This window comes from Halopseudomonas sp. 4NH20-0008 (assembly GCF_057548395.1).
This window is the reverse complement of sequence record NZ_BAAJMD010000009.1, coordinates 25,049-50,197: the sequence shown is the minus strand read 5'-3', so window position 1 is coordinate 50,197 and position 25,149 is coordinate 25,049. Positions and strand designations below refer to the sequence as shown.

At 61.3% G+C, this 25,149-nt stretch carries 24 protein-coding genes; 12 read left to right on the top strand and 12 right to left on the bottom strand.

Going from position 1 to position 25,149, the window contains the following annotated elements; genetic code table 11:
- Positions 1 to 3: 3 nt before the first annotated feature.
- From AC27HQ_RS10480 to ftsY, 5 genes are all read right to left on the bottom strand, one after another.
- On the bottom strand, positions 4 to 612 hold the full coding sequence (locus tag AC27HQ_RS10480; protein ID WP_487156110.1) for a hypothetical protein: 609 nt from the start codon (positions 610 to 612) through the stop codon (positions 4 to 6).
- A 126-nt stretch (positions 613 to 738) separates the two neighbouring features.
- Positions 739 to 1,605 (bottom strand): RNA polymerase sigma factor RpoH, encoded by an 867-nt coding sequence (gene rpoH, locus AC27HQ_RS10475; RefSeq protein WP_487156109.1) that lies wholly within the window; start codon positions 1,603 to 1,605, stop codon positions 739 to 741.
- Between the two features lie 304 nt (positions 1,606 to 1,909).
- Complete coding sequence (gene ftsX / locus AC27HQ_RS10470) at positions 1,910 to 2,911, bottom strand: permease-like cell division protein FtsX (protein ID WP_487156108.1); 1,002 nt, start codon at positions 2,909 to 2,911, stop codon at positions 1,910 to 1,912.
- A gap of 2 nt (positions 2,912 to 2,913) precedes the next feature.
- On the bottom strand, positions 2,914 to 3,576 hold the full coding sequence (gene ftsE / locus AC27HQ_RS10465; RefSeq protein ID WP_487156107.1) for a cell division ATP-binding protein FtsE: 663 nt from the start codon (positions 3,574 to 3,576) through the stop codon (positions 2,914 to 2,916).
- Between the two features lie 3 nt (positions 3,577 to 3,579).
- Positions 3,580 to 4,761 (bottom strand): signal recognition particle-docking protein FtsY, encoded by a 1,182-nt coding sequence (gene ftsY / locus AC27HQ_RS10460; protein WP_487156106.1) that lies wholly within the window; start codon positions 4,759 to 4,761, stop codon positions 3,580 to 3,582.
- Between the two features lie 108 nt (positions 4,762 to 4,869).
- Here ftsY and AC27HQ_RS10455 point away from each other — a divergent pair, with 108 nt between their 5' ends.
- Genes AC27HQ_RS10455 through AC27HQ_RS10440 form a run of 4 tightly spaced genes read left to right on the top strand, consistent with a single transcriptional unit; the run spans position 4,870 to position 9,312 of the window.
- Positions 4,870 to 6,225 (top strand): M16 family metallopeptidase, encoded by a 1,356-nt coding sequence (locus tag AC27HQ_RS10455; RefSeq protein WP_487156105.1) that lies wholly within the window; start codon positions 4,870 to 4,872, stop codon positions 6,223 to 6,225.
- Positions 6,225 to 7,742, top strand: coding sequence for a M16 family metallopeptidase (locus AC27HQ_RS10450; RefSeq protein ID WP_487156104.1), 1,518 nt, complete (start codon positions 6,225 to 6,227; stop codon positions 7,740 to 7,742). Before AC27HQ_RS10455 ends, AC27HQ_RS10450 begins: the two co-directional genes overlap by 1 nt.
- Positions 7,739 to 8,326 carry a 16S rRNA (guanine(966)-N(2))-methyltransferase RsmD gene (gene rsmD, locus AC27HQ_RS10445; protein ID WP_487156103.1) on the top strand — a complete coding sequence of 196 codons (588 nt, stop codon included), beginning with the start codon at positions 7,739 to 7,741 and terminating at the stop codon, positions 8,324 to 8,326. Before AC27HQ_RS10450 ends, rsmD begins: the two co-directional genes overlap by 4 nt.
- Positions 8,323 to 9,312 carry a hydrolase gene (locus AC27HQ_RS10440; RefSeq protein ID WP_487156102.1) on the top strand — a complete coding sequence of 330 codons (990 nt, stop codon included), beginning with the start codon at positions 8,323 to 8,325 and terminating at the stop codon, positions 9,310 to 9,312. The genes rsmD and AC27HQ_RS10440 overlap by 4 nt, the downstream gene beginning before the upstream one ends.
- Here the strand turns inward: AC27HQ_RS10440 and AC27HQ_RS10435 are convergent.
- Positions 9,291 to 9,938: a TetR/AcrR family transcriptional regulator gene (locus AC27HQ_RS10435; RefSeq protein WP_487156101.1), complete on the bottom strand. Its 648-nt coding sequence runs from the start codon at positions 9,936 to 9,938 to the stop codon at positions 9,291 to 9,293. The genes AC27HQ_RS10440 and AC27HQ_RS10435 overlap by 22 nt on opposite strands.
- Before the next feature lie 135 nt (positions 9,939 to 10,073).
- Between AC27HQ_RS10435 and AC27HQ_RS10430 the strand changes: the two genes are divergently transcribed.
- The 6 genes from AC27HQ_RS10430 (at position 10,074) to ggt (ending at position 16,245) form a co-directional block, all read left to right on the top strand.
- Positions 10,074 to 11,516 (top strand): coniferyl aldehyde dehydrogenase, encoded by a 1,443-nt coding sequence (locus AC27HQ_RS10430; RefSeq protein WP_487156100.1) that lies wholly within the window; start codon positions 10,074 to 10,076, stop codon positions 11,514 to 11,516.
- A gap of 25 nt (positions 11,517 to 11,541) precedes the next feature.
- A complete protein-coding gene (locus tag AC27HQ_RS10425) occupies positions 11,542 to 12,084 on the top strand; it encodes a twin-arginine translocation pathway signal protein (protein WP_487156221.1) in 543 nt (180 codons plus the stop codon).
- A gap of 23 nt (positions 12,085 to 12,107) precedes the next feature.
- Positions 12,108 to 13,694, top strand: coding sequence for a GMC family oxidoreductase (locus tag AC27HQ_RS10420; protein ID WP_487156099.1), 1,587 nt, complete (start codon positions 12,108 to 12,110; stop codon positions 13,692 to 13,694).
- Between the two features lie 99 nt (positions 13,695 to 13,793).
- Complete coding sequence (gene coaD / locus AC27HQ_RS10415) at positions 13,794 to 14,273, top strand: pantetheine-phosphate adenylyltransferase (protein WP_487156098.1); 480 nt, start codon at positions 13,794 to 13,796, stop codon at positions 14,271 to 14,273.
- Between the two features lie 24 nt (positions 14,274 to 14,297).
- The gene (locus tag AC27HQ_RS10410; protein ID WP_487156097.1) at positions 14,298 to 14,546 is read left to right on the top strand and encodes a YfhL family 4Fe-4S dicluster ferredoxin; all 249 of its coding nucleotides are present in this window, start codon (positions 14,298 to 14,300) and stop codon (positions 14,544 to 14,546) included.
- Positions 14,547 to 14,550: 4 nt separating this feature from the next.
- Complete coding sequence (gene ggt, locus AC27HQ_RS10405; RefSeq protein ID WP_487156096.1) at positions 14,551 to 16,245, top strand: gamma-glutamyltransferase; 1,695 nt, start codon at positions 14,551 to 14,553, stop codon at positions 16,243 to 16,245.
- On the opposite strand, the gene AC27HQ_RS10400 is transcribed toward ggt, so the two are convergent.
- From AC27HQ_RS10400 to AC27HQ_RS10375, 6 genes are all read right to left on the bottom strand, one after another.
- The gene (locus AC27HQ_RS10400) at positions 16,232 to 18,076 is read right to left on the bottom strand and encodes a Na/Pi cotransporter family protein (RefSeq protein WP_487156095.1); all 1,845 of its coding nucleotides are present in this window, start codon (positions 18,074 to 18,076) and stop codon (positions 16,232 to 16,234) included. The two genes, ggt and AC27HQ_RS10400, sit on opposite strands and share 14 nt — an antisense overlap.
- A 74-nt stretch (positions 18,077 to 18,150) precedes the next feature.
- A complete protein-coding gene (locus tag AC27HQ_RS10395; RefSeq protein WP_487156094.1) occupies positions 18,151 to 18,492 on the bottom strand; it encodes a multidrug transporter in 342 nt (113 codons plus the stop codon).
- Positions 18,493 to 18,558: 66 nt separating this feature from the next.
- On the bottom strand, positions 18,559 to 19,122 hold the full coding sequence (locus AC27HQ_RS10390) for a lysophospholipid acyltransferase family protein (RefSeq protein WP_487156093.1): 564 nt from the start codon (positions 19,120 to 19,122) through the stop codon (positions 18,559 to 18,561).
- 91 nt (positions 19,123 to 19,213) lie between these two features.
- Entirely contained in the window at positions 19,214 to 20,026 is an 813-nt protein-coding gene (mutM, locus tag AC27HQ_RS10385) for a bifunctional DNA-formamidopyrimidine glycosylase/DNA-(apurinic or apyrimidinic site) lyase (protein ID WP_487156092.1), read from the bottom strand.
- 294 nt (positions 20,027 to 20,320) lie between these two features.
- Positions 20,321 to 21,664, bottom strand: a complete 1,344-nt coding sequence (locus tag AC27HQ_RS10380; protein WP_487156091.1) for a hypothetical protein — start codon at positions 21,662 to 21,664, stop codon at positions 20,321 to 20,323.
- 3 nt (positions 21,665 to 21,667) lie between these two features.
- The gene (locus AC27HQ_RS10375; protein ID WP_487156090.1) at positions 21,668 to 22,096 is read right to left on the bottom strand and encodes a PaaI family thioesterase; all 429 of its coding nucleotides are present in this window, start codon (positions 22,094 to 22,096) and stop codon (positions 21,668 to 21,670) included.
- Positions 22,097 to 22,346: 250 nt separating this feature from the next.
- On the opposite strand from AC27HQ_RS10375, the gene AC27HQ_RS10370 reads away from it, so the two are divergent.
- Together AC27HQ_RS10370 and AC27HQ_RS10365 are read left to right on the top strand one after the other, a co-directional pair.
- A complete protein-coding gene (locus AC27HQ_RS10370; protein WP_487156089.1) occupies positions 22,347 to 23,861 on the top strand; it encodes a 3-hydroxyacyl-CoA dehydrogenase in 1,515 nt (504 codons plus the stop codon).
- Between the two features lies 1 nt (position 23,862).
- Entirely contained in the window at positions 23,863 to 25,065 is a 1,203-nt protein-coding gene (locus AC27HQ_RS10365; protein WP_487156088.1) for a 3-oxoadipyl-CoA thiolase, read from the top strand.
- Positions 25,066 to 25,149 lie beyond the last annotated feature (84 nt).

Genomic DNA, 25,149 nt, shown 5'->3' with positions numbered 1-25,149 from the left:
CTGTCAGGGCGTCGCACCGTCCTTCAGACCAAACATGATGGAATGCGCCTGCTCCTCGGCCACCGCCACCACCAGACCGGCACGGCCATAGACCCAGGCCTGGTTGCCCTCGCGTACGTCGAGCTTGATGTCCGGATTGCCAAAGGTAGCAATGATCTGTTCGACCCCGACCGGCTCGGCCGGAATCATGCTCATGCGCAGCACCGGCTGACCGGACAGCGCCGCCGCCACAGCAGGTGACACAGCCTGGTCTCGCATATCGACCTGCCAGGCCTGGGCCTTGATCAGGCTTTCCATCTGCTGGGGATTCAGGTCGATCACCGCTTGAGCCCGCCAGTTCAGATCATCACTGCTGAGCGGATAGCGACTGACCAGCAAGGGCTCGCCATCGGCACTGATCATCCACAGGCTGCCCAGACCCAGAGCCGCGTCTACACCAGCCAGGGTCAATCGGCCCTCTTTCAGCGGCAGCCACAGGCTGTCCTGATAGGTGGCCTGCCAGGCCAGCGGCTTGGGATCGCCCTGCTTCAGCACCCAGGATCCAAGGGCAAAAAAAGCAATGATCACCACACTGAAGAGTGTGGCCATACCGGGACGTAGACGCATCTGCATGCATGACTCCGAATTGACAGGTTGGGGATTCAAACGCGGACTATAGCATCCGACCCGGACAGGAACCGGCCGCCAGCAACAAAAAAGGCACCGCAGGGGTGCCTTTATTTACCAGCCAGCGGCGCCTTAGAGGTCCGCTTCCGACTCGAGGTTTTTCTTCAGCTTGTTCATGGCGTTCTTTTCAAGCTGACGGATACGCTCCGCCGAAACCTGATACTTGGCCGCCAGATCATGCAGGGTAGCCTTCTCTTCCGCCAACCAGCGCTGGTAGAGAATATCGCGGCTGCGCTCGTCGAGCTGCTCCAGACCCTGCTGCAGCAGTCCGACCGAACTGTCGGACCAGTCTGCGGATTCAAGCTGGGCTGCCGGGTCGTAGCGCTTGTCTTCCAGGTAATGCACGGGGGCGTAGGCCTGGCCTTCGTCATCGTCATCCTGGGCGCCGTCAAAGCCAAGATCCTGGCCATACAGACGGCTTTCCATTTCGCGCACTTCACGGGCGGCAACACCAAGGTCGGCAGCGACGGCGTCCACTTCGTCCTGGGACAACCAGGCGAGTTTCTTCTTCGCACTGCGCAGGTTGAAGAACAGCTTGCGCTGGGCCTTGGTGGTGGCGACCTTGACGATGCGCCAGTTGCGCAGAATGAATTCGTGAATCTCGGCGCGGATCCAGTGCACGGCAAAGGACACCAGACGCACACCCATTTCCGGGTTGAAGCGCTTGACCGCCTTCATCAGGCCAACATTGCCTTCCTGTACCAGGTCAGACTGATTCAGGCCGTAACCGGAATAGCTGCGGGCAATGTGCACAACAAAACGCAAATGGGACATAACCAGCTGGCGTGCCGCTTCCAGGTCCTGGTTATAAAACAAACGATCAGCCAGCTCGCGTTCCTCCTCGACACTGAGGATCGGAATGCTGCTCACGGTCTGAACATAAGCCTCCAGATTGGCACCGGGGACCAGATTATGTACGGGCTGTAAAGCAGTGCTCATCTATGTACTCCCAAAAAGGACAGCCGAGTGTACCACTGCCGGATCAGACTGTGAAAGACGCGCGAAGTTCAGCCGCAAGCGGCAAGCTATAAGCGGCAAGTTGGTCCGGTGGGGGGCTCGGGTTTTGGGGGTTGGGCTGAAGGCTGGAAGCTGGAAGCTGGAAGCTGGAAGCTGGAAGCTGGAAGCTGGAAGAACATGGTGCAGCGATTGATCTGCCGGTGTGAAGCAGTTGTTCGCAGCAAAGAGGGCCCGGTTTCAACTTGCAGCTTGAGGCTTGAGACTTGCAGCTGTAGCCGCGAAGCGGCTACTGCGGCTGTATCTCCCGAATATGCCGGCCGACGGCCAGCCAGGCGCCGACCAGGCCCAGTAGCATGGCGCCGGCAACCAGGCTTACGCCATCCAGAAAGGGCATGCCGGACAGGCTGAAGTCGCTCTGATATAGGGCGGCCACTTGGCGTACGGTGATATTCAGCCAGAGCATGCCCAGCCCCAGCAGGATCCAGGCCAGCACCCCGGCGATCAGGCCATAGAGCACGCCGATATACAGAAAGGGGCGGCGCACGAAGGCGTCGGTGCCGCCGACCAGCTTGATCACCAGAATCTCGTTACGGCGACTTTCGATGGCCAGGCGGATGGTATTGGTCATCACCAGCAGCAGCGCCAGCACCAGCAATACCGCCAACCCGCCGGTAAAGCGTTCGAGCATGGCGAGAATACGGGTCAGGCGTTCGATCCACAGCAGGTCGATCTGGACCTGATCGACGCCGGGTAGCGCGGCCAGTTGGTCGCGCAGTGGCTCCAGGGCCTCGGCACCGCCGTCCAGGCTCTTGGGCGTGACCAGAATTACCGCCGGCAAGGGGTTGTAGCTGAGTTGCTGCAGGGCTTCGCCGAAGCCGGAATAGGTCTGGAACTCGGCCAGCGCAGCGTCAGGGTCGAGCAGGCTGGTGCTGTCCACGCTGTCCAGCGCGGCAATCTGCTCATGCAGGGCGGCGCTGGCGCTGGCCGACTGACCGACCTCAAGGTATACCGATAATTGTGCGGCCCGTTGCCAGTTCACACCCAGTTGTTCGACCTGACCTATGAGTACCGCCAGACCCATGGGCAGGGCCAGTACGATAGTCATCACCAGAATGGTCATGGCACTGCTGAATGGGTGCCGTTTAATCCGCTCCAGCGCCTGACGGCCACTGTCACGATGGCTGCTGACCCAACTGCGCAGCGGGTGACGCCAGTCGCGGCGTGAGCGGGCTGCGCCCTTGGGCGCCTTGGCGGCCTTGCGCGGGTTGCTGCGCTTGCTGTCATCCATGCTCAATCTCCATCCCGGAGCAGACGCCCCTGGTCCAGCGTCAGCATGCGGTGATCCAGCGTGGCAATCAGCGGCAGATCGTGGCTGGCGATGATCACCGTCACGCCTACCCGGTTGAAGTCTTCAAACAGGGCCATGATTTCCGCCGACAGGGCCGGATCCAGGTTGCCGGTGGGCTCGTCGGCCAGCAGCAGGGCCGGCTTGTGCACCACGGCGCGGGCAATACCGACACGCTGCTGCTCACCGCCGGACAGCGCAATCGGATACAGGGCTTCCTTGTTCAGCAGGCCGACCTTGTCCAGCGCGGCGCGCACACGGCGGCCAATCTCGTCGCCGGGGGTGCCATTGATGATCAACGGCAGGGCGACGTTGTCGAAGACCGTACGATCAAACAGCAACTGGTGATTCTGGAATACCACGCCGACCTGACGGCGCAGATAGGGAATATCATCACTGCTCAGCTCGGCCAGATTCTGCCCACCGACAAAGACCTGCCCGGCACTCGGGCGCTCCATGCACATGACCAGCTTGAGCAAGGTACTTTTACCCGCGCCGGAATGCCCGGTGATAAAGACCATTTCACCGGCACGGATATGAAAGCTCAGATCATCCAGGCCCATGTGGCCGTTCGGGTAGCGCTTGCTGACCTGATCGAAGCGGATCATCGCTTATTCCCGTCCAAACAGCGCTTTGACGAATTCCGGCGCGGTAAAGGGGCGTAGATCATCGATCTGCTCACCCACCCCGATAAAGCGGATCGGCAAACCAAACTGTTTGGCCAGCGCAAAGATCACGCCGCCCTTGGCGGTGCCGTCGAGCTTGGTCAGGGCCAGGCCGGTCAGACCAACAGCCTGATCAAACAGCTTGGTCTGGGAAATGGCGTTCTGGCCGGTACCGGCATCCAGCACCAGCAGGACCTCATGCGGCGCGTCGGGATCGAGCTTGGCCATGACCCGTTTGACCTTTTTCAGCTCGTCCATGAGGTTGTCCTTGTTGTGCAGCCGTCCTGCGGTATCGGCAATCAGCACATCCATGCCGCGTGACTTGGCAGCCTGCAGGGCATCGAAGATCACCGAGGCGGAATCAGCGCCGGTATGCTGGGCAACCACCGGAATACGGTTGCGCTCACCCCAGACCTGCAACTGCTCGACGGCCGCCGCACGGAAGGTATCACCGGCCGCCAACATGACCTGCTTGCCTTCATTCTGCAGACGCTTGGCCAGTTTGCCGATGGTGGTGGTTTTACCCACACCGTTGACGCCCACCACCAGAATCACAAAGGGTTTTTTCTCCGCGGTGATCTGCATCGGCTTCGCGACATTCGCCAGCAGGGCTTCCAGTTCATTCTGCAGTGCGGTGTACAGCGCCTTGCGGTTGGACAACTGGTGACGGCGCACGCTGGTTTGCAATGACTCCATGATCAGAGTGGCCGCCTCGATACCCACATCGGCCATCAGCAGACGGGTTTCCAGCTCCTCGAGCAGCTCGTCGTCAATGTCCTTTTCACCCAGAAACAGATTAGCCATGCCCTCGCCCAGATTGACGCTGGTTTTAGACAAGCCGGCCTTCATCCGGGCAAAGAAGCCCTTGGGTTCGTCTGCCTGCTCTACCGGCTCGGGCGTCTCGGTTGGGCCCTGACCCAGGCCGGCAAACAGCGATTCGGCCGCCTCGCGGGCGGCCTGATCGGCTGCTACACCCTGATTCTGGCCCTGATTCTCGACCGGGTTGCCGGGTTGTTCCGACGGCTTGCGCTTGGCCCAGCCGAACAGGCCCTTTTTCTCGGCGGCGGACTGATCGGCTGATTTGTCGCTGTTGGCGGGTTGCTCTGGCTTGTCTTTGGAACCAAACATGAACGGTCACTATCTGAGTCTGGCGCGGGCGGTTTGGCCAGCGCATTGAAGGTTGGGTTATCCTACCCCAGTTCCGCCGCAGGCGGTATGTTCCTACAGGTCCCTTGCATGCATCGCTTACGAATTATCCTGTCGCTGGCCGTCCTCGTCACGTTCAGCAGCACAGCGCCGGCCAACACGGCCCAGAACACCCATGAATTTCAGCTGGATAACGGCCTGCGGGTCATAGTGCGTGAAGATCACCGCGCCCCGGTGGTGGTGTCACAGCTCTGGTATCGGGTTGGCAGCAGCCACGAGCCGCCCGGTCAGACCGGCATTTCCCATGCCCTCGAACACATGATGTTCAAGGGCAGCAGCAAACTGGAACCCGGCGAGGCTTCGCGCCTGCTCGGCAGCCTGGGCGCTGAGGAAAACGCTTTTACCAGCCGCGATTACACCGCCTACTACCAGGTTCTGGGCAACGAGCACCTGGCCATTGCCCTGGAAATGGAAGCCGACCGCATGCGCAGCGCGCGCCTGCCGGAGGACGAGTTTCTGCGCGAGATGGAAGTGATCAAGGAAGAACGCCGCCTGCGGGTCGATGACAACCCCAACAGCCTGGCCTTCGAGCGGTTCATGACCCAGGCCTACATGGCCAGCCCCTACGCGCAACCGGTGATTGGCTGGATGCATGATATCGAACGCCTGACGGTTGATGACCTGCGCGCCTGGTATGACACCCACTACCACCCCGGCAACGCCATTCTGGTGATTGTCGGTGATGTGCGCCTGAGCGATGTGCGGCCGCTGGTTCAGCAGTACTTTGGTCCGATTCCCGCCGGCCCGGTGCCGGAGCAGAAAGCCCCGCTGGAGATTCCCGGCGGCGCCGAGCGTTTTATTACCCAGCGCCTGGAAGTGCAGTTGCCGAGTCTGGCACTGGGCTTCAATGTGCCCAGCCTGAGCACCGCCGATCAGGCCTGGGAGGTGCATGCCCTGCGCCTGCTCAGCGGTATTCTGGACGGTGGTTACAGTGCCCGACTGGCCTCGCGACTGGAGCGTGGTGAGGCGATTGCCACCAGCGCCAGTGCCAGTTACAGCGCCTTCAACCGGGGCGACAGCCTGTTTTTCCTCAGCGGCGTTCCGAACCAGAGCCGCAATATCAGCCTGGAACAGCTGGAAGCCGCGCTGTGGCAGGAAATCGATGAATTGAAAAACACCCCGCCGGATGCCATCGAACTCAGCCGGGTCAAAACCCAGTTGATTGCCAGTGACGTCTATGCCCGCGACAGCATTACCCAGCAAGCGACGCAGATTGGCCAGTTTGAAAGCGTCGGCCTGTCCTGGACGCTGGTGGATACCGATGCCAAGTCGCTGGAAGCCATAACACCCGAGCAGATCAGCGAGGTTGCCCGACGTTATCTGGTCCGCGAGCGTCTGACCCGTGCCCATACCCTGCCCGCCAACACCGCTGAGGAGCTCAACTGATGTCCGCCAAACCCCTGTCGCCCCTGCGTTGGCTGGCTGCCCTGGCGGTACTGGCATTGATCATTGGCGTGCTGCTGAACAAGACCAGCGACATCCGCAAGGCCCCGGAAGCCCCGGCCGAGGTCATCAGCACACCGGCTGTCGATAATCACAACGAGCTGATGCCGCTGCCACCGCTGACCGCCTTGCAGCAGATTGATCTGGACAAGGCACCGGCCCGCCGCACTCTGGACCTGCAGCACTGGGTCACAGAAGAAGGCGCGCGGGTGTACTTCATGCAAGCCGCCGAAGTCCCGATGCTCGACCTGCAACTGCTGTTTGCCGCCGGTGCCAGCCGCGATGGCGAGAGCAGCGGTCTGGCCAGCATGACCAACGCCATGCTCAATGAAGGCGCTGGCGGCAAGGATGCCGGTGAGATTGCCGCCGGTTTCGAGCAGTTGGGCGCCGAGTTCAGCAACAGCTCGCACCGCGATATGGCGCTGGTCGGCCTGCGCAGTCTGACCGCCAGTGACAAGCTTGATTCGGCACTCGGCCTGTTCACCCAGGTGATCAGCAAGCCGGACTTTCCCGCCGACGCCTTTGAGCGCCTGCGCAACCAGATGCTGGCCAGCCTGCAGTTCCGTCTGCAGAACCCCGGCGCGCTGGGCAGTGAGGCATTCTGGTCGACACTCTATCCACAGCACCCGTACGGCAGCCTGCCACAGGGCCAGCCCGACACCCTGCAGAACCTGAACCCCGACGCCCTGCGTGCTTTCCACCAGCGTTACTACAGTGCCGGGAATGCAGTGATTGCCATGGTTGGGAATATTGACCGCCATCAGGCCGAGCGAATCGCTGCGCGGCTGTCCCGTCAGTTGCCGGCAGGCCCGGCAGCACCCGAGGTAATCGCTCCGGCAGCGCTGCAAGCGCAGCATGTGCATGTCGAGTTCAACTCGCAGCAGACCCATATCCTGTTGGGCCAGCATGGCATCAACCGCCACGATGATGATTACACCGCACTCTATGTCGGCAACCAGATCCTCGGCGGCTCCGGCTTTGGCTCGCGCCTGATGGAAGAGATTCGGGAAAAGCGCGGCCTGTCCTACTCGGTCAGCAGCAGCCTGGTGCCCATGCAGGCCACCGGCCCCTACCTGATCAGCATGCAGACGCGCAGCGACCAGGTGCCGCTGGCGCTGGAGGTGATCAATCAGGTGCTGGATGATTTTATCGCCAACGGCCCCACCGAAGCCGAGCTGATCCGCAGCAAGCGCCAGATTCTCGGTGAGTTCCCGCTGTCGACCGCCAGCAACAGCGCGATCGTCAGCCAACTGGGGATGATCGGCTTCTATAACTTGCCGTTGAACCATCTGCAGCTGTTTCTCGATCAGGTCGAGAAGCTCAGTGCCGAACAGATCCGCGATGCCTTTGCCCGTCGCCTGCCGGCAGACCAGCGTGTGGTCGTCACCGTCGGGCCTGCGCCCGCGACTGAGGATGAGGCGCTGGATGAGGGCGATGCTGCTACGGAGCCGGAGGCATGAGCAAACTCGGCAGCAAAGCCAAACCTGCCCCCAGCCAGCTGCGCATCATTGCCGGCGAGTGGCGTAGCCGGCGCTTTACCTTTACCGAACAACCGGGCTTGCGGCCGACCCCGGACCGGGTGCGCGAGACCCTGTTCAACTGGCTCAGTGGCCAGGTTGAGGGGGCACGCTGTCTGGATCCCTTTGCCGGCAGCGGCGCACTGACACTCGAAGCGCTGTCACGCGGCGCCGCCTATGCGCTGGCCTGCGACACCAGCCGTGAGGTGGTGACAACCCTGCGCGGGCACCTGCAGAGCCTGGACTGTGCGCGTGGCGAGGTACGCCAACAGGATGCCTTGAGCCTGCTGGCCAACGCCCCCGAACAGCCCTTTGATCTGGTATTTCTTGACCCGCCCTTTCATCAGTCTCTGCTTGAACCTGCCTGCGCAGCACTGGAGACCCATGGCTGGCTGAAGCCGCGAGCCTGGATCTATGTCGAGAGTGAATCCTCGGCCAGCCAGTTGGCACGCCCGGCCAACTGGACCCTGCACCGGGAAAAACGCGCCGGTCAGGTCTGGTACAGCCTCTGGCAACGTCAGGCATGACCGCCTTCCGACCGGCGGCATGGTTGCCGGGCGGGCATTTGCCAACCCTGTTCAGCCCGCTGCTGCGGCGCCCACCCGCTCTGCAGCGGCGGCGCCAGCGCCTGACCCTGAGCGATGGCGATTTTCTGGATCTGGACTGGTACGGCCCGGACAATCCGGCTACACCCTGTGTGATCCTGCTGCATGGCCTGACCGGCAGCAGCTCATCGCTGTATATCCTCGGCCAACAGCAGGCCCTGGCAAACCAGGGCTGGCAAAGCGTGGCCGTCAACTGGCGCGGCTGTTCCGGCGAGCCCAACCAGCGCGCGCGCGGCTATCATTCCGGTGCCAGCGAAGATCTGGCCGAAGTCGTTGCCCAGTTGCACGCGGCCCAACCTGAACGCCCCTTTGCCGCCATTGGTTACTCGCTGGGCGGCAATGTGCTGCTCAAGTACCTGGGCGAAACCGCAGCGGATTGCCCGCTGCGGGCGGCGGCGGCGGTCTCGGTGCCCTTTCGTCTGGATCAGTGCGCAGACCGGATCAAGGTCGGGTTTTCGCGGGTCTATCAGGCGCGCTTCATGCGCGACCTGCTGGCCTATGTGGTCAACAAGCGGCGCTTGTTCGCGCATCAGGGTCAACACGCCGAGCAGGCACGGCTGGATGCCCTGGGCACGCTGGAAGGCATGGACTCATTCTGGGATTTTGATGAGCGGGTGACCGCGCCACTGCATGGCTTTGCCAGTGCCGAGGATTACTATCGGCGCTGCAGCAGCCGCTTCTTCCTGGGCGCCATCCGCGTGCCGACCCTGCTGGTGCAGGCGCTGAACGATCCCTTCGTCTACCCGCACAGTGTGCCGGAGCGTCAGGAGCTGTCAGCCAGCACGCAGATGGAGCTGTTTACCGGTGGCGGCCATGTCGGCTTTATCGAAGGGCCACCCTGGCGCCCGGCCTACTATCTGGAACGTCGCCTGCCCGCCTGGCTGGCTCAGACCTTGAGCGGTACATAATAACTCTGCAGCATGCTTTCCACCTCGCTGCGCACACCCTCGGTGAGCAGACCGGTTTCCTGCGACAACACCTGATAGACACCCCGGCGCAGCAGCTCGGGGGTCAGCTCGGGCTGTTCATCATCCAGCACACTGGTGCAGAGAAAGCCGACCCAGCCGGTCATCAACAACCAGCTGTTGACCGCCAGCGCCTGGGCATTGGTGCTCTCGGCGCAGAGCATACCGACATCGATCATGCCCTGATAAATCGCCTGACCACTTTGCACGCAGCGGCGCGAGAAGGCCTTGTACCGCTCGGCCAGTTCCGCGTCGCTGTTGAGCAGGTGCTCCAGATCCCGGTGCAGAAAGCGGAACTCCCAGAGACTCTTGAAAATCGACTCCAGATACATGGTCTTGTCCGCCACTTCCAGAGCACGGCCCTCGGGCACGCGCAGAAAACCATCGACCAGGGCCTGATACTGGCTGAACAGTTCGGCAATGATCTGCTGCTTGTTGCGAAAGTGGTAATACAGATTGCCGGGCGACATGCCCAGGGCCTGGGCAATATGGTTGGTGGTCACCAGGCGCTCACCCTGCTGATTGAACAGCTGCAGGCTGGTCTGAAGTATGCGGTCGCGGGTTTTCATCTACAGAGTCCATCACCCAGGTCAGTCAGCCTGTGCGGCTGATACAAAGTCATATTTGACAGCTTAGAGCAATTACTCTAAAAATACTGTTAATTCTAATAACAGGGTTGATGCAATCCTGCCCAAGAGGTTCCCATGGTAGCCGATATTGCCTACATGCAGGTCCAGCAGGACGCCATTTCTCGTATGCAGGAACTGTTCAGTTTGCAGCAGCAGGCGTTTCGTCGGCAGCCCATGCCGGATGCCAATAGCCGGATTGCCGCCCTTGCCAGCCTTAAACAGGCCTTGCTCGACCATCAACAGGCCCTGATCGAGGCCATCAGCGCCGATTTTGGCCGGCGCTCGGCGGATGAAACCCGACTGGCCGAAATCCTCCCGGCGATCGAAGGCATCAATTACGTCAGCAAACGCCTGCGGCGCTGGATGAAGCCCTCCAAACGCCACGTCGGCATGGCCTTCCAGCCCGGCAAGGCACGGGTGATTTACCAGCCCCTGGGGGTGGTCGGCATCATCGTGCCGTGGAATTACCCCTTGTACCTGGCCATGGGGCCGCTGACCGGGGCGCTGGCCGCCGGCAACCGGGCACTGATCAAGATGAGCGAGTCCACCCCGGCCACCGCTGAGGTGTTCAAACGCATGCTGGCCCAGGTATTCCCCGAGGATCAGGTCGCGGTGATCACCGGCGAAGCCGATGTGGGCGTGGCCTTCTCACGTCTGCCCTTTGATCATCTGCTGTTTACCGGCGGCACCGGCATTGGCCGGCATGTCATGCGAGCGGCAGCAGAAAACCTGACCCCGGTTACGCTCGAGCTGGGCGGCAAGTCCCCGGCGATTGTCTCCAGCGATGTGCCGATCGCCGATGCCGCCGAACGTATTGCCTTCGGCAAGGGCGTAAATGCCGGCCAGACCTGCGTGGCCCCCGACTATGTGCTGTGCCCACGTGCGCGCGTTGCGGAACTGGTCGAGGCGCTGACTCGCCAGTTTGCCCGCCTCTATCCGAGCCTGGCGGATAACCCCGACTACACCCAGATCATCAATCCGCGCCAGTACCAGCGCATCAGTGCACTGCTGCAGGATGCCCGCGATAAAGGTGCTGAGGTGATCGTACTGAATCCGCGCGATGAAGACCTGAGCAGCAGCCGTATCCTGGCCCCCACCCTGCTGCTTGGCACCAACGACAGCATGGAGATCATGCACGAGGAAATCTTTGGCCCGCTGTTGCCGATCATCCCCTATGACAGCCTGGAGCAGGCCATGGATTACATCGCCGAACGCCCAAGGCCGTTGGCGCTCTACTATTTCGGTTATAACAAGGCCGAACAGCAACGCCTGATGGAACAGACCCATGCCGGTGGCATGTGCATCAACGACACCATTCTGCATGTAGCCCAGGATGATATGCCCTTTGGTGGCATCGGCCCATCGGGCATGGGCCATTACCATGGGCATGAAGGCTTTCTGACCTTCAGCAAGGCCAAGGGCGTGTATATCAAGCAACGCTTCAACGGTGCCAGGTCGATTTACCCGCCCTACGGTGGTGCCGTACTGAAGTTGATCTACAAGCTCTTTATTCGCTGAAACATAACCACAACTCCACAAGGGGCTGAGCATGTCCACCATTACTTCCACCCCACTGAGCCGCCGTGAGCTGCTCAAACTGGGCCTCGGCGCCAGCATCGCGCTGACGACGGTGGGCATGACCGCCACCCTTAGCGGCTGTAGCAGCAGCAAACCAGGCCAGGACATGATGGTGCTGCGTGCGTCGGATCTGCCGATTCTTGCCGCCATCATCCCTGCCCTGGTCGGTCCGCATCCAGCCCTGGCAGACCCGGCCAATCTGCAAAAGGCCATTCGCCAACTCGATACCACGCTGAGCTGGGCCAGCAGCGCCGGCCAAAGAGATGTGCATGAGCTGCTCGACATGCTGTCCATGGGCATTACCCGTGGCCCGCTGACCGGTATCTGGGGCAGCTGGGAAAACACCTCAAGCGACAAGGTAATCGCCTTTCTGCAACGCTGGCGCGATAGCCGTCTGGATATGCTGCGCCAGGGCCACAGCGCCCTGACACAGCTGCTGCTGATGGCTTGGTACGCCACCCCCGCCTCCTGGGAGGCCGCTGGCTATCCGGGTCCACCGGCCATATAAGCCCTTGATAAAAGGTATAACCAATGCCCGTTCCTGATCTTTTCCTAGAAGGTATGGCCCGTGGCTGGCAGGTGTTGGATGCCAGCCAGTTCGATAGCGAGCAGACCTTTGAAGCCGATGTGGTGATTATCGGCACCGGCGCCGGTGGCGGCACCAGTGCCGAGATACTGGCCAATGCCGGTCTCAAGGTGTTGCTGGTCGAAGAAGGGTCGCTGAAAACCTCCAGCGACTTCAAGAATGATGAAGCCAAGGCCTACGCCGAGTTGTATCAGGAGGGTGCCACACGTGCGACCAAGGATGCCGGTATCGGCATTCTGCAAGGCCGTACCGTGGGCGGCACCACTACGGTCAACTGGACTACCAGCTTTCGTACACCAGACCCTACTCTGGCGCATTGGGCCGAAGTTCATGGCGTGCAGGGACTGGACAAGGACACCCTGGCACCCTGGTTTGCGCGTATGGAAGAACGCCTTGGCGTCGCGCCCTGGGCCGTGCCACCCAATGCCAACAACGATGTTATCCGCGAAGGTTGCGAGGCGCTGGGCTGGCACTGGGCAGTGATTCCACGCAACGTCCGCGGCTGCTGGAATCTGGGCTACTGCGGCACCGGCTGCCCGACCAACGCCAAGCAGTCGATGCTGGTCACAACCCTGCCGGCGGCACTGGAAAAGGGTGCCATCCTGATTCACAAGGCGCGGGCCGAGCAGTTGGTAATCGAAGGCGACCGCGTCACCGAGGTCATCTGCCGCGGCATGAATCAGCAGCTCAATCAGGCCAACGGCCAGCGCCTGCGGCTGCGTGGTCGGCATATCGTGCTGGCTGGCGGCGCCATGAACAGCCCGGCGTTACTGCTGCGCTCCAAGGTGCCGGACCCGCATGAACGGATCGGCAAACGCACCTTCCTGCACCCGGTGAATTTCAGCGTGGCGCAGTATGACAAGGCCATCAATGGCTTCTACGGTGCGCCGCAGTCGATCTATTCCGACCACTTTCAATGGGACAGCGTGACCGGTCCGATCGGTTTCAAACTGGAAGTACCACCCATGCAACCGAGCCTTACCTCGGCGCTGCTTGGCAGCCACGGTCAGGCGCACCTGGAGCGCATGCAGAAGCTGGCGCAGAGCAATGTGCTGATTGCGCTGATGCGCGATGGCTTTGACGAGCAAAGCCAGGGTGGCAGCGTCAGCCTGCGCGAGGACGGTACGCCGCTGCTCGACTACCCGCTCAACGATTATATCTGGGACGGTGCCCGCCGCGCCTGGCTGGCGATGGGCGAGATCCAGTTCGCCGCCGGCGCCAGTGCAGTGATGCCAACCCACAGCCAGGGTCGGCTGAGCCGTAGTTGGGCGGAGTACCGGGAGCAGGTCGAGGGGCTGCGCTACGCCATCTATGACGTGCGCCTGGCCAGTGCCCACGTGATGGGCGGCTGTGCCATGGGTGAAGACCCGCAGCAGGCGGTGACCAACAGCCAGGGGCGTCATCATCACCTGGCTAACCTGTCGATTTTCGACGGCTCGCTGTTCCCGACCAGTATTGGCGCCAATCCGCAGCTGTCGATCTATGGTCTGGTATCGAAAATGGCGACTCAACTGGCCAGCGAACTCGGCTGAGCCCGGCAATAACCTCGCCGGTCCAGCCTTGCCGGTTGGCCCGGCGACGGCATTCGGCTACCATCTGCTCCATTACCCATCCGCGCAGGATCAGTCGACATGAATACGGTTCTTTACCCCGGCACCTTCGACCCCATTACCAAGGGCCATACCGATCTGGTCGAGCGGGCCGCCAGGCTGTTCGACAAGGTCATTGTTGCTGTGGCTGCCAGCACCAAGAAAAACCCGGCCTTTACCCTGGATGAGCGCGTCGATATGGCCCGTCAGGTATTAGCCCATATCCCCAACGTTGAAGTGGTCGGTTTTTCCAAGCTGCTAGCGCACTTTGTCGACGAGGTGGGTGCCAACGTGCTGCTGCGTGGCCTGCGTGCCGTGTCCGACTTCGAGTATGAGTTTCAGCTGGCCAACATGAACCGGGTGCTGGCACCGGATGTGGAAAGCCTGTTTCTCACGCCCTCGGAAAAGTATTCGTATATTTCATCGTCGCTGGTGCGCGAAATTGCGGCGCTGAGTGGCGACGTTACCAAGTTCGTTCATCCCATAGTCAACCAGGCGCTGATCAAGCGCTACCACGACTGAACATCGGCTCAGCGGAGTCACGGCATGTCACTGATCATTACCGACGATTGCATCAATTGCGATGTGTGCGAACCGGAATGCCCGAACGGGGCGATCTCCCAGGGCGAAGAAATCTATGTGATCGACCCTAACCTGTGTACCGAGTGTGTCGGCCACTTTGACGAGCCGCAGTGCCAGCAGGTATGTCCGGTCGATTGCATCCCGCTGGACCCCAACCATGTCGAGAGCCGTGAGGAGCTGCTGGCCAAGTACCAAGTCCTCACCGGCAGCTGACGCCATGTCTATCCGGCGCGGCACCGCCCTGATACTGCTGGCAGCCCTGCTGCTCAATAGTGCAGTGCAGGCCGCGGAACCCGGCTCACAGGCCGTCGCCAGCGCCCATCCGATGGCGACCGCTGCTGGCCACCGCATCCTTGATCAGGGCGGCAATGCCTTCGATGCCGCGATTGCCGTCGCTGCCACTCTGGGGGTTGTGGAGCCCTACGGCTCGGGACTCGGCGGTGGCGGCTTCTTTTTGTTGCGCGAGGCCCGGCCAGACAACCCGCACTATCATTTTCTGGATGCCCGGGAAACCGCACCCCTGGCTGCTGACCGGGCGTTTTATCAGGATGAAAACGGCCAGTTCCAGCGCGATCCGGCCATCAATGGCCCGCGTGCCGCCGGCATTCCCGGCTTACCGGCCGCGCTGGTGATGCTGGCCAACGAGCACGGTCGACTGCCACTGTCCCGGAGCCTGCAACCGGCCATAGAGGCCGCCGAGCAGGGTTTTGCCGTTACCTCACGCTACCGGGCCTTCGGTCAGTTCCGACTCGCGGCCATGCAAGCTGATCATGAGACTGCCCGGCTGTTTCTGCGTGAAGGGCAGATGCCCGCCGAAGGCACATTGATTCGGCAGCCGGAGCTGGCGCAAAGCCTCAAACAGCTGGCCGCACAGGGTCGGGCTGGCTTTTACGCCGGCCCGGTAGCCGCGCAGATGCTCTCGGCAGTGCAGGCCGCTGGCGGGGTCTGGCAACAGGCCGATCTGGATAACTACCGGGTCATACGCCGTGAACCGATCCGCTTTCAAAGCCAGGGTATGGACGTCATCACCGCGCCCCTGCCCTCGGCCGGCGGCATCCTGTTGGCCACGGTACTGCAAGGTTTGGAGCATTTACCGGTGCAAGCGCACGGCAGCGTGGCGCAGACCCATCAACTGGTGGAGCTGATGCGCCGCAGTTACCGCGATCGTCTGCTGCTGGGTGACAGCGATTTCCATGCTGTGCCGGTTGAGCGGCTGACATCGCCGCAACACGCCATCAGTCTGGCCTCGAGTATTGATCCTGAGCGCGCCACGCCGAGTGCCGAACTCGGGCCGCCTGCACCCTTCAGTGAAGGCACCAATACCACGCACTTTTCACTGATGGACAGTGACGGCAATGCCGTATCGGCCACCCTGAGCATCAATCTGCCCTTTGGTGCAGCCTTTACCGTGCCCGGCACCGGCATTCTGCTTAACAATGAAATGGACGATTTTGCCACCGACCCGCAGGGCGCCAACAGTTACGAGCTGCGCGGCAGCGAAGCCAATGCCGTGGCACCGGGCAAACGACCGCTGTCGAGCATGACGCCGACCATGCTGGAGAGTGACAGCCGACTGGCGGTATTGGGCACACCCGGCGGCAGCCGCATTATCAGCATGGTTCTACTGGCCAGTCTGGAGGCCCTGCGTGGCCAGCCGCCGGAAGCCTGGGTCAGCCGGCCGCGCTTTCATCACCAGTATCTGCCCGACCACATCCAGGTCGAGGAGCAGGCCTTCAGCCCCGAGCAGACAGCCGCGCTGCAGGCGCTGGGGCATCGGATTGAGGCGGTCGGTCGGGATTATGGCGATATGCAGGTGCTGCACTGGGACAAGGCCAGTGGCGAACTCAGCGCCGCCAGCGACCCGCGCGGACTCGGCAGCGCCAGCGTCCGACAGCCCCTCAGGGCAAGGTAAGCGTCGGCTCAATACGCTCAATCGGCGGCTCCAGCGCAACATCCCCGGACGGATGATGCAGCGCCTCGTGCGCGCTGTAGAGATGCTGACGGATGCGCAACAGGTAATGCAGATCGTTCAATAGCGAAGACGCCTGCCAGCCATCGATTTCGCGGTTACGCAAACGCATCTGCAATTCGTGCTGGAAGTGCTCGGAAAACAGCTTCTCATCATCCAGATAGATCTGGAACAGCTTGGCGCGGGCCTCGCTGTCACTTTCCAGATCGAGCAGCCGGCCCAGATCGATCAACGCCATACCACACTGCTCACGCAGCAGATCATAGGCATCATGGATCGCTGGCTGAGTACTGTCGATCTGCTTCCTCAGGTTGCTCTGCAGGTGCTTGGTGGCCTTGACCGCCTCGACCAGCTCACGCGCAGCCGCACTCATGTCCATCAGCGATTGCTGCTGCTCCGGCAGCAGAGACAGATCCATGCGACTGATAAAGTCGATAATGTCGCTGTAGACCCCTTTGACATGGCGCTCGTAGAGCGCATCGGCATCCTCCCGGCCATCCATGGCGACAGGCCGCTGAACCAGACGGTGTAGCCCTTCCCGGGACAGATCGTTCAGATCACCCGCCGGCAGATACACGCCAGCCGCTATCACCTGCCGACTCAGTGCTGCCAGATGGCGCAATTCCTGATCCAGCACCTTGAGCGCGGTATCGGCGTGCAACAGGGCCGAATCGTTAAGATACTGCGCGCGCATACGCGGTTGCTCACTGAGCGCCACGGATACCGCCTCCGGACTGCCAACCGGTTTGCTATCCGGCAGCCAGCGCATCAGCAGGCGAATCATCAGCGGCACCAGGGGCAACATGATGACCAGGCCGAGTACGTTGAACAGGGTATGAAACAAGGCCAACTTGAGGGTATAGGCCTGCTCGTCGATGCCGAACAGGGCGGACAGCCAGTCCACCGTCTGGGCCAGCGTATTGAGCACCATCAGCGCCACCAGCGCGGTGACCAGATTGAACAGAATGTGCGCTGCGGCCAGACGCCGACCGGCATTGTTGCTGCCGATTGCACCAATCACGGCGGTAATGGTGGTGCCCAGGTTGGCCCCGATGGCCATGGCCAGGGCATTGCCATAGGCCAGTTGACCGGCCGCCAGCGCCGCCAGTGTAATCATCATGGCAGCATGGCTGGACTGCATCAGCACAGTCGCAACCAGCCCGACCAGGGTATAGATCAGCACACCCTTGAAGCCGGTAACATGCAGGCTATCCAGCGCCAGCATGTCGTCAAAGCCGCTGAACCCCTCCTTCATCAGATCAATGCCGAGAAACAGCAGGCCCACACCAAGCAAGACCTGACCCAGCCCCTTCCACAGACTTTCGGCACGGCGCCCGAGCATCACGCCAAATACCAGCATGGGCATGGCAACCAGCGCCAGATCAACCTTGAGACCCACCAGTGCAATCAGCCAGGCACCCGTTGTGGTGCCAAGGTTGGCGCCGAAGACAATACCAATACCGGCCAGCAGGCTGATCATGCCCGCACTCAGAAAGGCAATGCTTAGCAGCGTGACCAGGGAGCTGGATTGAACGATAGCCGTGCTGGTGACGCCGAAAAGCAGGCTTTTCCAAAGGCGATCGGTGCTCTTGGACAACCAGTGCTCAAGCGCACCACCAGTAAAGGCACGGAAGCCGTCCTCGAGGTGGTGCATGCCCATCATGAACAAGGCGATACCGGCAGCCAGGGTGGCCAGTTCCGGCTTCCAGACAAACAGAAAGAGGAGCGCCAGCAGAACTGCTGGCACCCAGATTGGTTTGAACAGTGCGCGCATCAAGCTGACAACCCGCCAAAAGGGATGCGGGTCATCGGCATCTGCTCAATGACCCAAGGGAAGGCCCATGAAAATCAGCGGTTTTCTTCCTGCTGCTTGTGGCCATAACCCACTCGGGTGCAACCCAGGCAGCGCATGAAGGTTTCACGGCCAGGGCGCACGACCAACTCCTGACCGGCTTCCCTGGTATTCCCCGCCAGCGCAGTAAAGGGCAGGCTGACGACAAAGGCCGTAGCGCCAATGGCGGTCAGACCAATGCCCAGCGGACGGGCAATAACCAGGTCACCGACCATGGCAAATATGCCTGGATTCTCAACATTTTCCTGATAACCCGCGTAAGTCGGGTCGTTAGCCAAAACGCTGCCAGTGAGCAGCATGCCCGCCATCAAGGCGGTGGTATGACGGAACAGGCGCATAAATAAATCCCTGGTTGTGGCCCGAAAGGCGTTTTTTCTCATTGAGGCTCCCGTCCGGGGTAGCCTTCACACTTCATTGTAGGCACATTCCGGATGTTTCGGAACGTAGGGCTTGAAAAATGCCAACAGCGTCGACAAATCGGCCTCCTGATTGCCAGTAGGCCAGAATGGCTCGCTGAGCACAACTCGCCTGTTGGCAAAGTCCAGCGCACCGCAAACAATGGGCACGCCTGCGCCTGTAGCAATATGGTAGAAACCGGTTTTCCAGCGCGTGACCTTTTTACGCGTGCCCTCGGGGGAAATGACCAGCGCCATCTGCGATCGACTGCGAAACAGTGCAACCGCCTGATCCACCATGTTGCGCTTATGATGCCGCTCAACCGGCACGCCACCCCAGGCGCGCCAGAGATAGCCAACCGGCCAGAAAAAGATACTGTGCTTGCCAAACCAGGTTACCTGCATTTGCAGGGCAAACTTGACCGCCAGAAACAGCACAAAGTCCCAGTTCGAGGTGTGATGCGCGCCAATCGCGACATACTTGTCGAGGTCGGGCAACTTGCCTTCAATACGCCAACCGCAGAGGCGCAATGCGGCCCGGCCGAGCTTTTGGGACAAGGGGCTGGATGCCATGGGTACTCCGGTTTTTGTTGTTATATATCGTTGTGACCTGAACCTTCAGTTTGCACAATAGCGCAATATGCCCTGCCGGCCACCAGACCGTTCAGGACTGGCATCGCCGGCAGAATACCGAGCTGCGCTGACCCAGGCGTACTTCAATCAAGGTGGTGCCGCAGACTTTGCAGGGTTCGCCGCCTCGCCCGTAGGCAAAGAGTTCCTGCTGGAAATAACCTGGCTGGCCGTCGCCACCGATAAAATCACGCAGGGTAGTGCCGCCCCGTTCGATGGCATAGGCCAGGATGCGTTTGATCTCTTCGGCCAGTCGCTGGTAGCGCGCCCGGCTGATACGACCGGCCTCGCGACGCGGATCTATGCCGGCTGCAAACAGCGCCTCGGTGGCATAGATATTCCCCACGCCGACCACTACTGCGTTGTCCATGATAAAAGGTTTGACGGCCATCGCCTTGCCACGCGAGCACTGATAAAGCCGCTCGCCATCAAAGGCATCGGACAGCGGTTCGGGTCCGAGCTTGAGCATCAGCGGGTGCACTTCGCCAGCCTTGACCCAGAGCATGGCGCCAAACCGACGTGGATCGGTGTAGCGCAGCGCCATGCCGGAATCCAGTTCGATATCCACATGTTCATGCTTGGCCACAGGACTGCCGGCCGGCACCAGCCGCAGATTGCCGGACATGCCCAGATGACTGATCAGGCTGCCGCCACCTATGTCCATCAACAGGTATTTGGCCCGGCGGCGAATCTGGCTGAAGGTCTGGTCCTCGATCTGGATCGCCAGATCTTCCGGTATCGGCCAGCGCAGGCTGCGATTACGCACGATCAGCCGCGTCACTGTGCGACCTTCAAGGTGCGGGGCAATACCGCGGCGGGTGGTTTCGACTTCGGGTAATTCGGGCATGGTGCGGCCTGTTTAAAGGGTGTGCATTGGGGCATGGTACTGGGTTCTTTGCGGTACGGCATGTTGAGCATCGGGTCCGCGTAAGGCGCCGATCAGCCGCCCCGCTTTGCTGACACGCTGTCCCGTCCCTGGGCGCTCGACGTCGCCCTTCCATGGGCTCCGACGGTACAGCAAAGCGGAACGGCTAACCGGCGCCGGATAAATTTGGGCCAGCTCAACATGCTCCCTTTATTTTTCACCTTTCGCTTTTGGTTTAAAACTTGAGGCTTGCCGCTTGGAGCTTTCCGCTTTTTACTAACTATGCAACCAATAGGTACCAAACAGCAGCAACAATAATAACGGCATGACACTGGCGACAAAGCGACCATTCCAACCAAAGGCGACGCGGAAAGGTTTTTCGCCACTGTAACGAGCCAGAATCAGTGTCGAGGGACCGAAGGGCGAAAAGATCATGGCCAGCGAGAAACCGCACATCAGGCCCACGGCCGGGGTCATGATCGGCACACCGAGCAGCGCCAACTGCGACAGCAAGCCGGCTATCAGCGACAGCGAGACGATTGGCGCCACACCAATTACCGCCAAGGTAATAGTGCTGAACAGGCTGGCCACCGCCAGCAGCACGTTGTACTTGGGCTCCTGCGCCAGCCACTGCGCCAAGGCTTCAAGCGGCACCAAGGCGCCCAGGGCACCACCGAGCAGTGCCGCACAGCCGAAGATGAACATCTCGTTGTGCATGGTCGCCATATTCTCGGCCACTTCCTGCGTCGCCACCTTGACCGAGCGCTCGCGCCACAACAGATAGCTGATCACCCCGACTGGCACCAGCACCATGGCCGCCTGCGAGGCCGTGAGCACGGTGACCGAAGCCAACAACGCCATGGCCGCCAGACCCAGCAGGCTGCCGACCAGCAGACCGACCATGCCCTGAGCACGGCTGCTGTCACCGATGTTATCGCGCAGGGCCAGCAGGCCGGCTGTTTCACGGTGCCAGCCGACGACAATCATCATAGCGGCAGCGACGGCGCCGTAGGGCAGCATGATGCTCCAGGTCAGCTCGGGCATTTCCCGCGAGATAATCGCAATGGTCACGCTGGTCGGCGCCAGCAACGGCACCAGGGCAAAACCCCGCAGGGTGGTGACCATGACGCTGCGCAGACCCTCGCGCCGCTGCTCGTCGGTCAGGGCGTAGCGCTTCAGATGCTCGCTCAGGGTGCCACACAGCAGATTCATCATGCCGAAGTTGAGAATCGAGCCGATGCTGCCAGCCGCCAGCACATAGCGCGGGTAGAGCACGACCTTGGAACCGGACAGCAGGGCCTTGTGCAGCTCACTCAGCTGCGGCAGACGCTTGGCCAGCAGCTGCATCAAGCCCAGGGCACCCAGAAAGCTGGTGTAGTAGGCCGCCGAGCTGGCCAGTTTGGCCCATAACCCGAGGTCGCTACCGTGACGGTAGGCGGCCAGCGCCACCACCAGCAAGGTGATAAATCCAAGCCAACGGGGATAGGGATTGAGGCGGCTGTAGTGCAACAGAAAATAGCCAAGAAAGACCAGCGCCGCCAACCAGCTCAGCCAGGGTAACTGAGCCAGCAGCGAGGCCAGCTCAAGACCGACGGCCAGGGGCAGCAGATAGCCTTTCATGGCTCAGGGCAGGTCCTTGCGGAAGGCGCCTTTCTTGAACACACCTTCGCCAAAGCCGATCAGCCGATCCTGCTCATCGAGCAGATCACAGGAGGCCATGAACACCTTGTGACCGGCGCTGCGGCAGGTCGCCACCGCGCGAACCAGGGTGCCGACCGGCGCAGTGGCGGAGAAATTCACATTCAACGACAGGGTAATGGCGACGCGACGCTCATCGGAATGCTCCGCCCAGGTACCGCACAGACCCATGGCAATATCCAGCAGGCTGGCCGTGACGCCGCCATGCAGATTACTGGCGTTGTTCATGTGCTTGGGCGTCAGGCGCAGCGCGACCACGGCACGGCCCTGACGGTATTCGGTCAATTCACAACCCAGGTCCTGAAAGAAACCGGTTACGGAGCGTTCCACTGCCTGACGCTGATCTTGATTCACGGCGACTTCACCTTTTTTCACTACACTCTTGGATTAAAGCTGATGCCCTCGGGGTTGCACACGGGCACCCCTGGGCCAGGTGTTCGGTAATGAGACAAGTATGCCACAGGGGAATACCGAACAGCGGTACAGCCAACGGGTCCAGACCGGTAAACTTGCGCTGAACACCGACAGGATTTAATCTCGCACCTTCTTAAACGAAATGCTATTCCGCCATGCGGAATTGATCGGGTGAATAAGGAGTCATCGCATGTTCCAGCGTATTGGTGTGATAGGTGCAGGCGCCATGGGCCGCGGCATTGCCCAGCTGTTTGCCAGCAGCGGCCAGCAAGTCCTGATCTACGATACCCGCGTCGAGGCCATTCACGATGCCATCAAGTTCAACTCCGACCTGCTGCAACGCAGTGTCGCCAAGGGCAAGCTGAGCGAGGCCGACTTCGCCGCCACGGTGGCCCGCATGCAGCCCGCCGCCACCCTGGAAGCGCTCAAGGACTGCGACCTGATTATCGAAGCGATTGTCGAGATCCTTGAGGTCAAGCAGAACCTGTTCCGCGATCTGGAAGCCTTGGTCAGTAGCGACTGCCTGCTGGCAACCAACACCTCGTCCCTGTCGGTTACCCGTATTGCCGCCGGTTGCCAGCGTCCCGAGCGGGTAGCGGGCTTCCACTTCTTCAACCCCGTACCGCTGATGAAGATTGTCGAGGTGGTTCGCGGTTCACGTACCGAAGAGCGCTACATTGACGGTCTGGTGCAATTGGCAGAACAAGCTGGGCACTTTGCCGTGATCACCCCGGACACCCCCGGCTTTCTGGTCAACCATGCTGGTCGCGCCTTTGGCACCGAAGCCCTGCGCATGCTCAGTGAAGGTGTGGCCACGCCGCAGCAGATCGACCGCATCCTGCGTGATGGCCCGGGCTTTCGCATGGGCCCCTTCGAGCTGTTCGATCTGACCGGCCTGGACGTTTCCCATGCGGTCATGGAGTCGGTCTACGAGCAGTTCTACCATGATCCGCGCTACACGCCGTCGTTCATCGCTGCCCAGCGCATTGCCGCCGGCCTGCTGGGACGCAAGACCGGTCAGGGCTTCTACCGCTATGACAACGGTCAGAAGATCGAAACACCTGAGCCCGCTGCGACCGAGGTACTGATCAACCGGCCGTTCTGGCTCGACAGCCAGGATGCGCAGATGCGCAGCCAGGTATCAGCCGTGCTGTCTGCAGCCGGTGCGACCCTGGAGCAGGGCAACCAGCCCAGCGCCGAAGCCATCTGCCTGGTGACACCGCAGGGTGAGGATTGCACCCAACTGGCCAGCCGCCTGGGTCTGCCGGCCGAGCGCACGGTTGCCCTGGACAGCTTTGCCAGCTGGGACAAACGCCGCACCCTGATGCGCAACCCGGCCAGCAGCGCCGATACCGTAGCCCAGGCCCGCCAGGCACTGGCTGCCGACGGCATTCCGGTCGAGATCATCAACGACTCACCCGGTTTTGTAATCCAGCGCCTGATCGCCAGCGTAGTCAATCTGGGCTGCGAAATCGTGCAAAAGGGTATTACCGATCCGGACAGCATTGACCGCGCCATTCAACTGGCACTGGGTTACCCCAAGGGACCGCTGGCCTTCGGCGAACACTATGGCAAGGAGCGTATTTTCACCGTGCTGCACAATCTGCAAGCGGTGTATGGCGAGCCGCGCTACCGACCCAGCCCCTGGTTGCGCCGCCGCGTCCAGCTGGACCTGCCCCTGAACACCCCGGATTCACAGGAGTAACATGATGACTGCCTATATCTATGATGGTTTGCGTTCCCCTTTCGGCCGCCATGCCGGTGCGCTGGCCAGCGTGCGTCCTGACGATCTGCTGGCCGAGGTCATGCGTACCCTGGTAGCGCGCAATGCCTTCGACGCCACGGCCTATGAAGACGTGGTGATGGGTAACACCAACCAGGCCGGTGAAGATGCGCGCAACGTGGCACGTCACGCCGGTCTGCTGGCAGGACTGCCACCGCAGGTAGCCGGAGTTACCGTCAACCGTCTGTGTGGCTCCGGTCTGGCTGCCGTGCTGGACGCCGCCCGTGCGGTCAAGGCCGGCGAAGGTGACCTCTTTGTTGCCGGTGGCGTGGAAAGCATGAGCCGCGCGCCCTTTGTCATCGCCAAGAGCGAGAGCCCCTACTCCCGTGAATTCCGCGCCTTCGACAGCACCATCGGCGCGCGCTTCCCGAACCCCAAGGTGGAAAAGCAGTACGGTGACGACACCATGCCGCAGACCGCCGATAATGTTGCTGCCGATCTGGGCATCAGCCGGGCCGAGGCCGACGCCTATGCCGCCCGCAGTCAGGCGCTGTACGAGAAAGCCCGTGCCGAGGGTTTCTTCGAGGCCGAGATTCATCCGATTGAAGTATCCCAGGGCCGCAAGAAGCCAGCCAAACTGATCGACAAGGACGAGCATCCGCGTGCCGACAGCGATCTGGCCGCCTTGTCCGGCCTGCGTCCGCTGTTCGAAGGTGGCGTGGTCACTGCGGGCAATGCCTCGGGTGTCAATGACGGCGCCGCGGCGCTGATCATCGGCTCTGAAGCGGCAGGCCAACGCTATGGCGTCAAGCCGCGCGCACGTATTCTGGCCGGTGCGGTATCCGGGGTCGAGCCACGGGTCATGGGCCTGGGTCCGGTCGAGGCCTGCAAAAAGGCACTGGCCCGTGCCGGTCTGACCCTTGAGCAGATGGACGTGATCGAGATCAACGAGGCCTTTGCTGCCCAGGTTCTGGGTTGCGCCAAACTGCTGGGTATCGCCTTTGATGATTCACGTCTGAACCCGAACGGCGGTGCCATCGCTGTCGGTCACCCGCTCGGCGCCTCCGGTGCCCGTCTGACCCTGACTGCCCTGCGTCAACTGGAACGCACCGGCAAACGCTATGCGCTGGTCAGCCTGTGTATCGGTCTGGGCCAGGGTGTAGCGGCGGTAATCGAGCGGGTCTGACCCGCGAGCCTCACGCTACAAGCTGCAGGGCATAAGCCGCTCAGAGCTGGAAACCAACTCAGAGCCATGTTTTTTGCTTGCAGC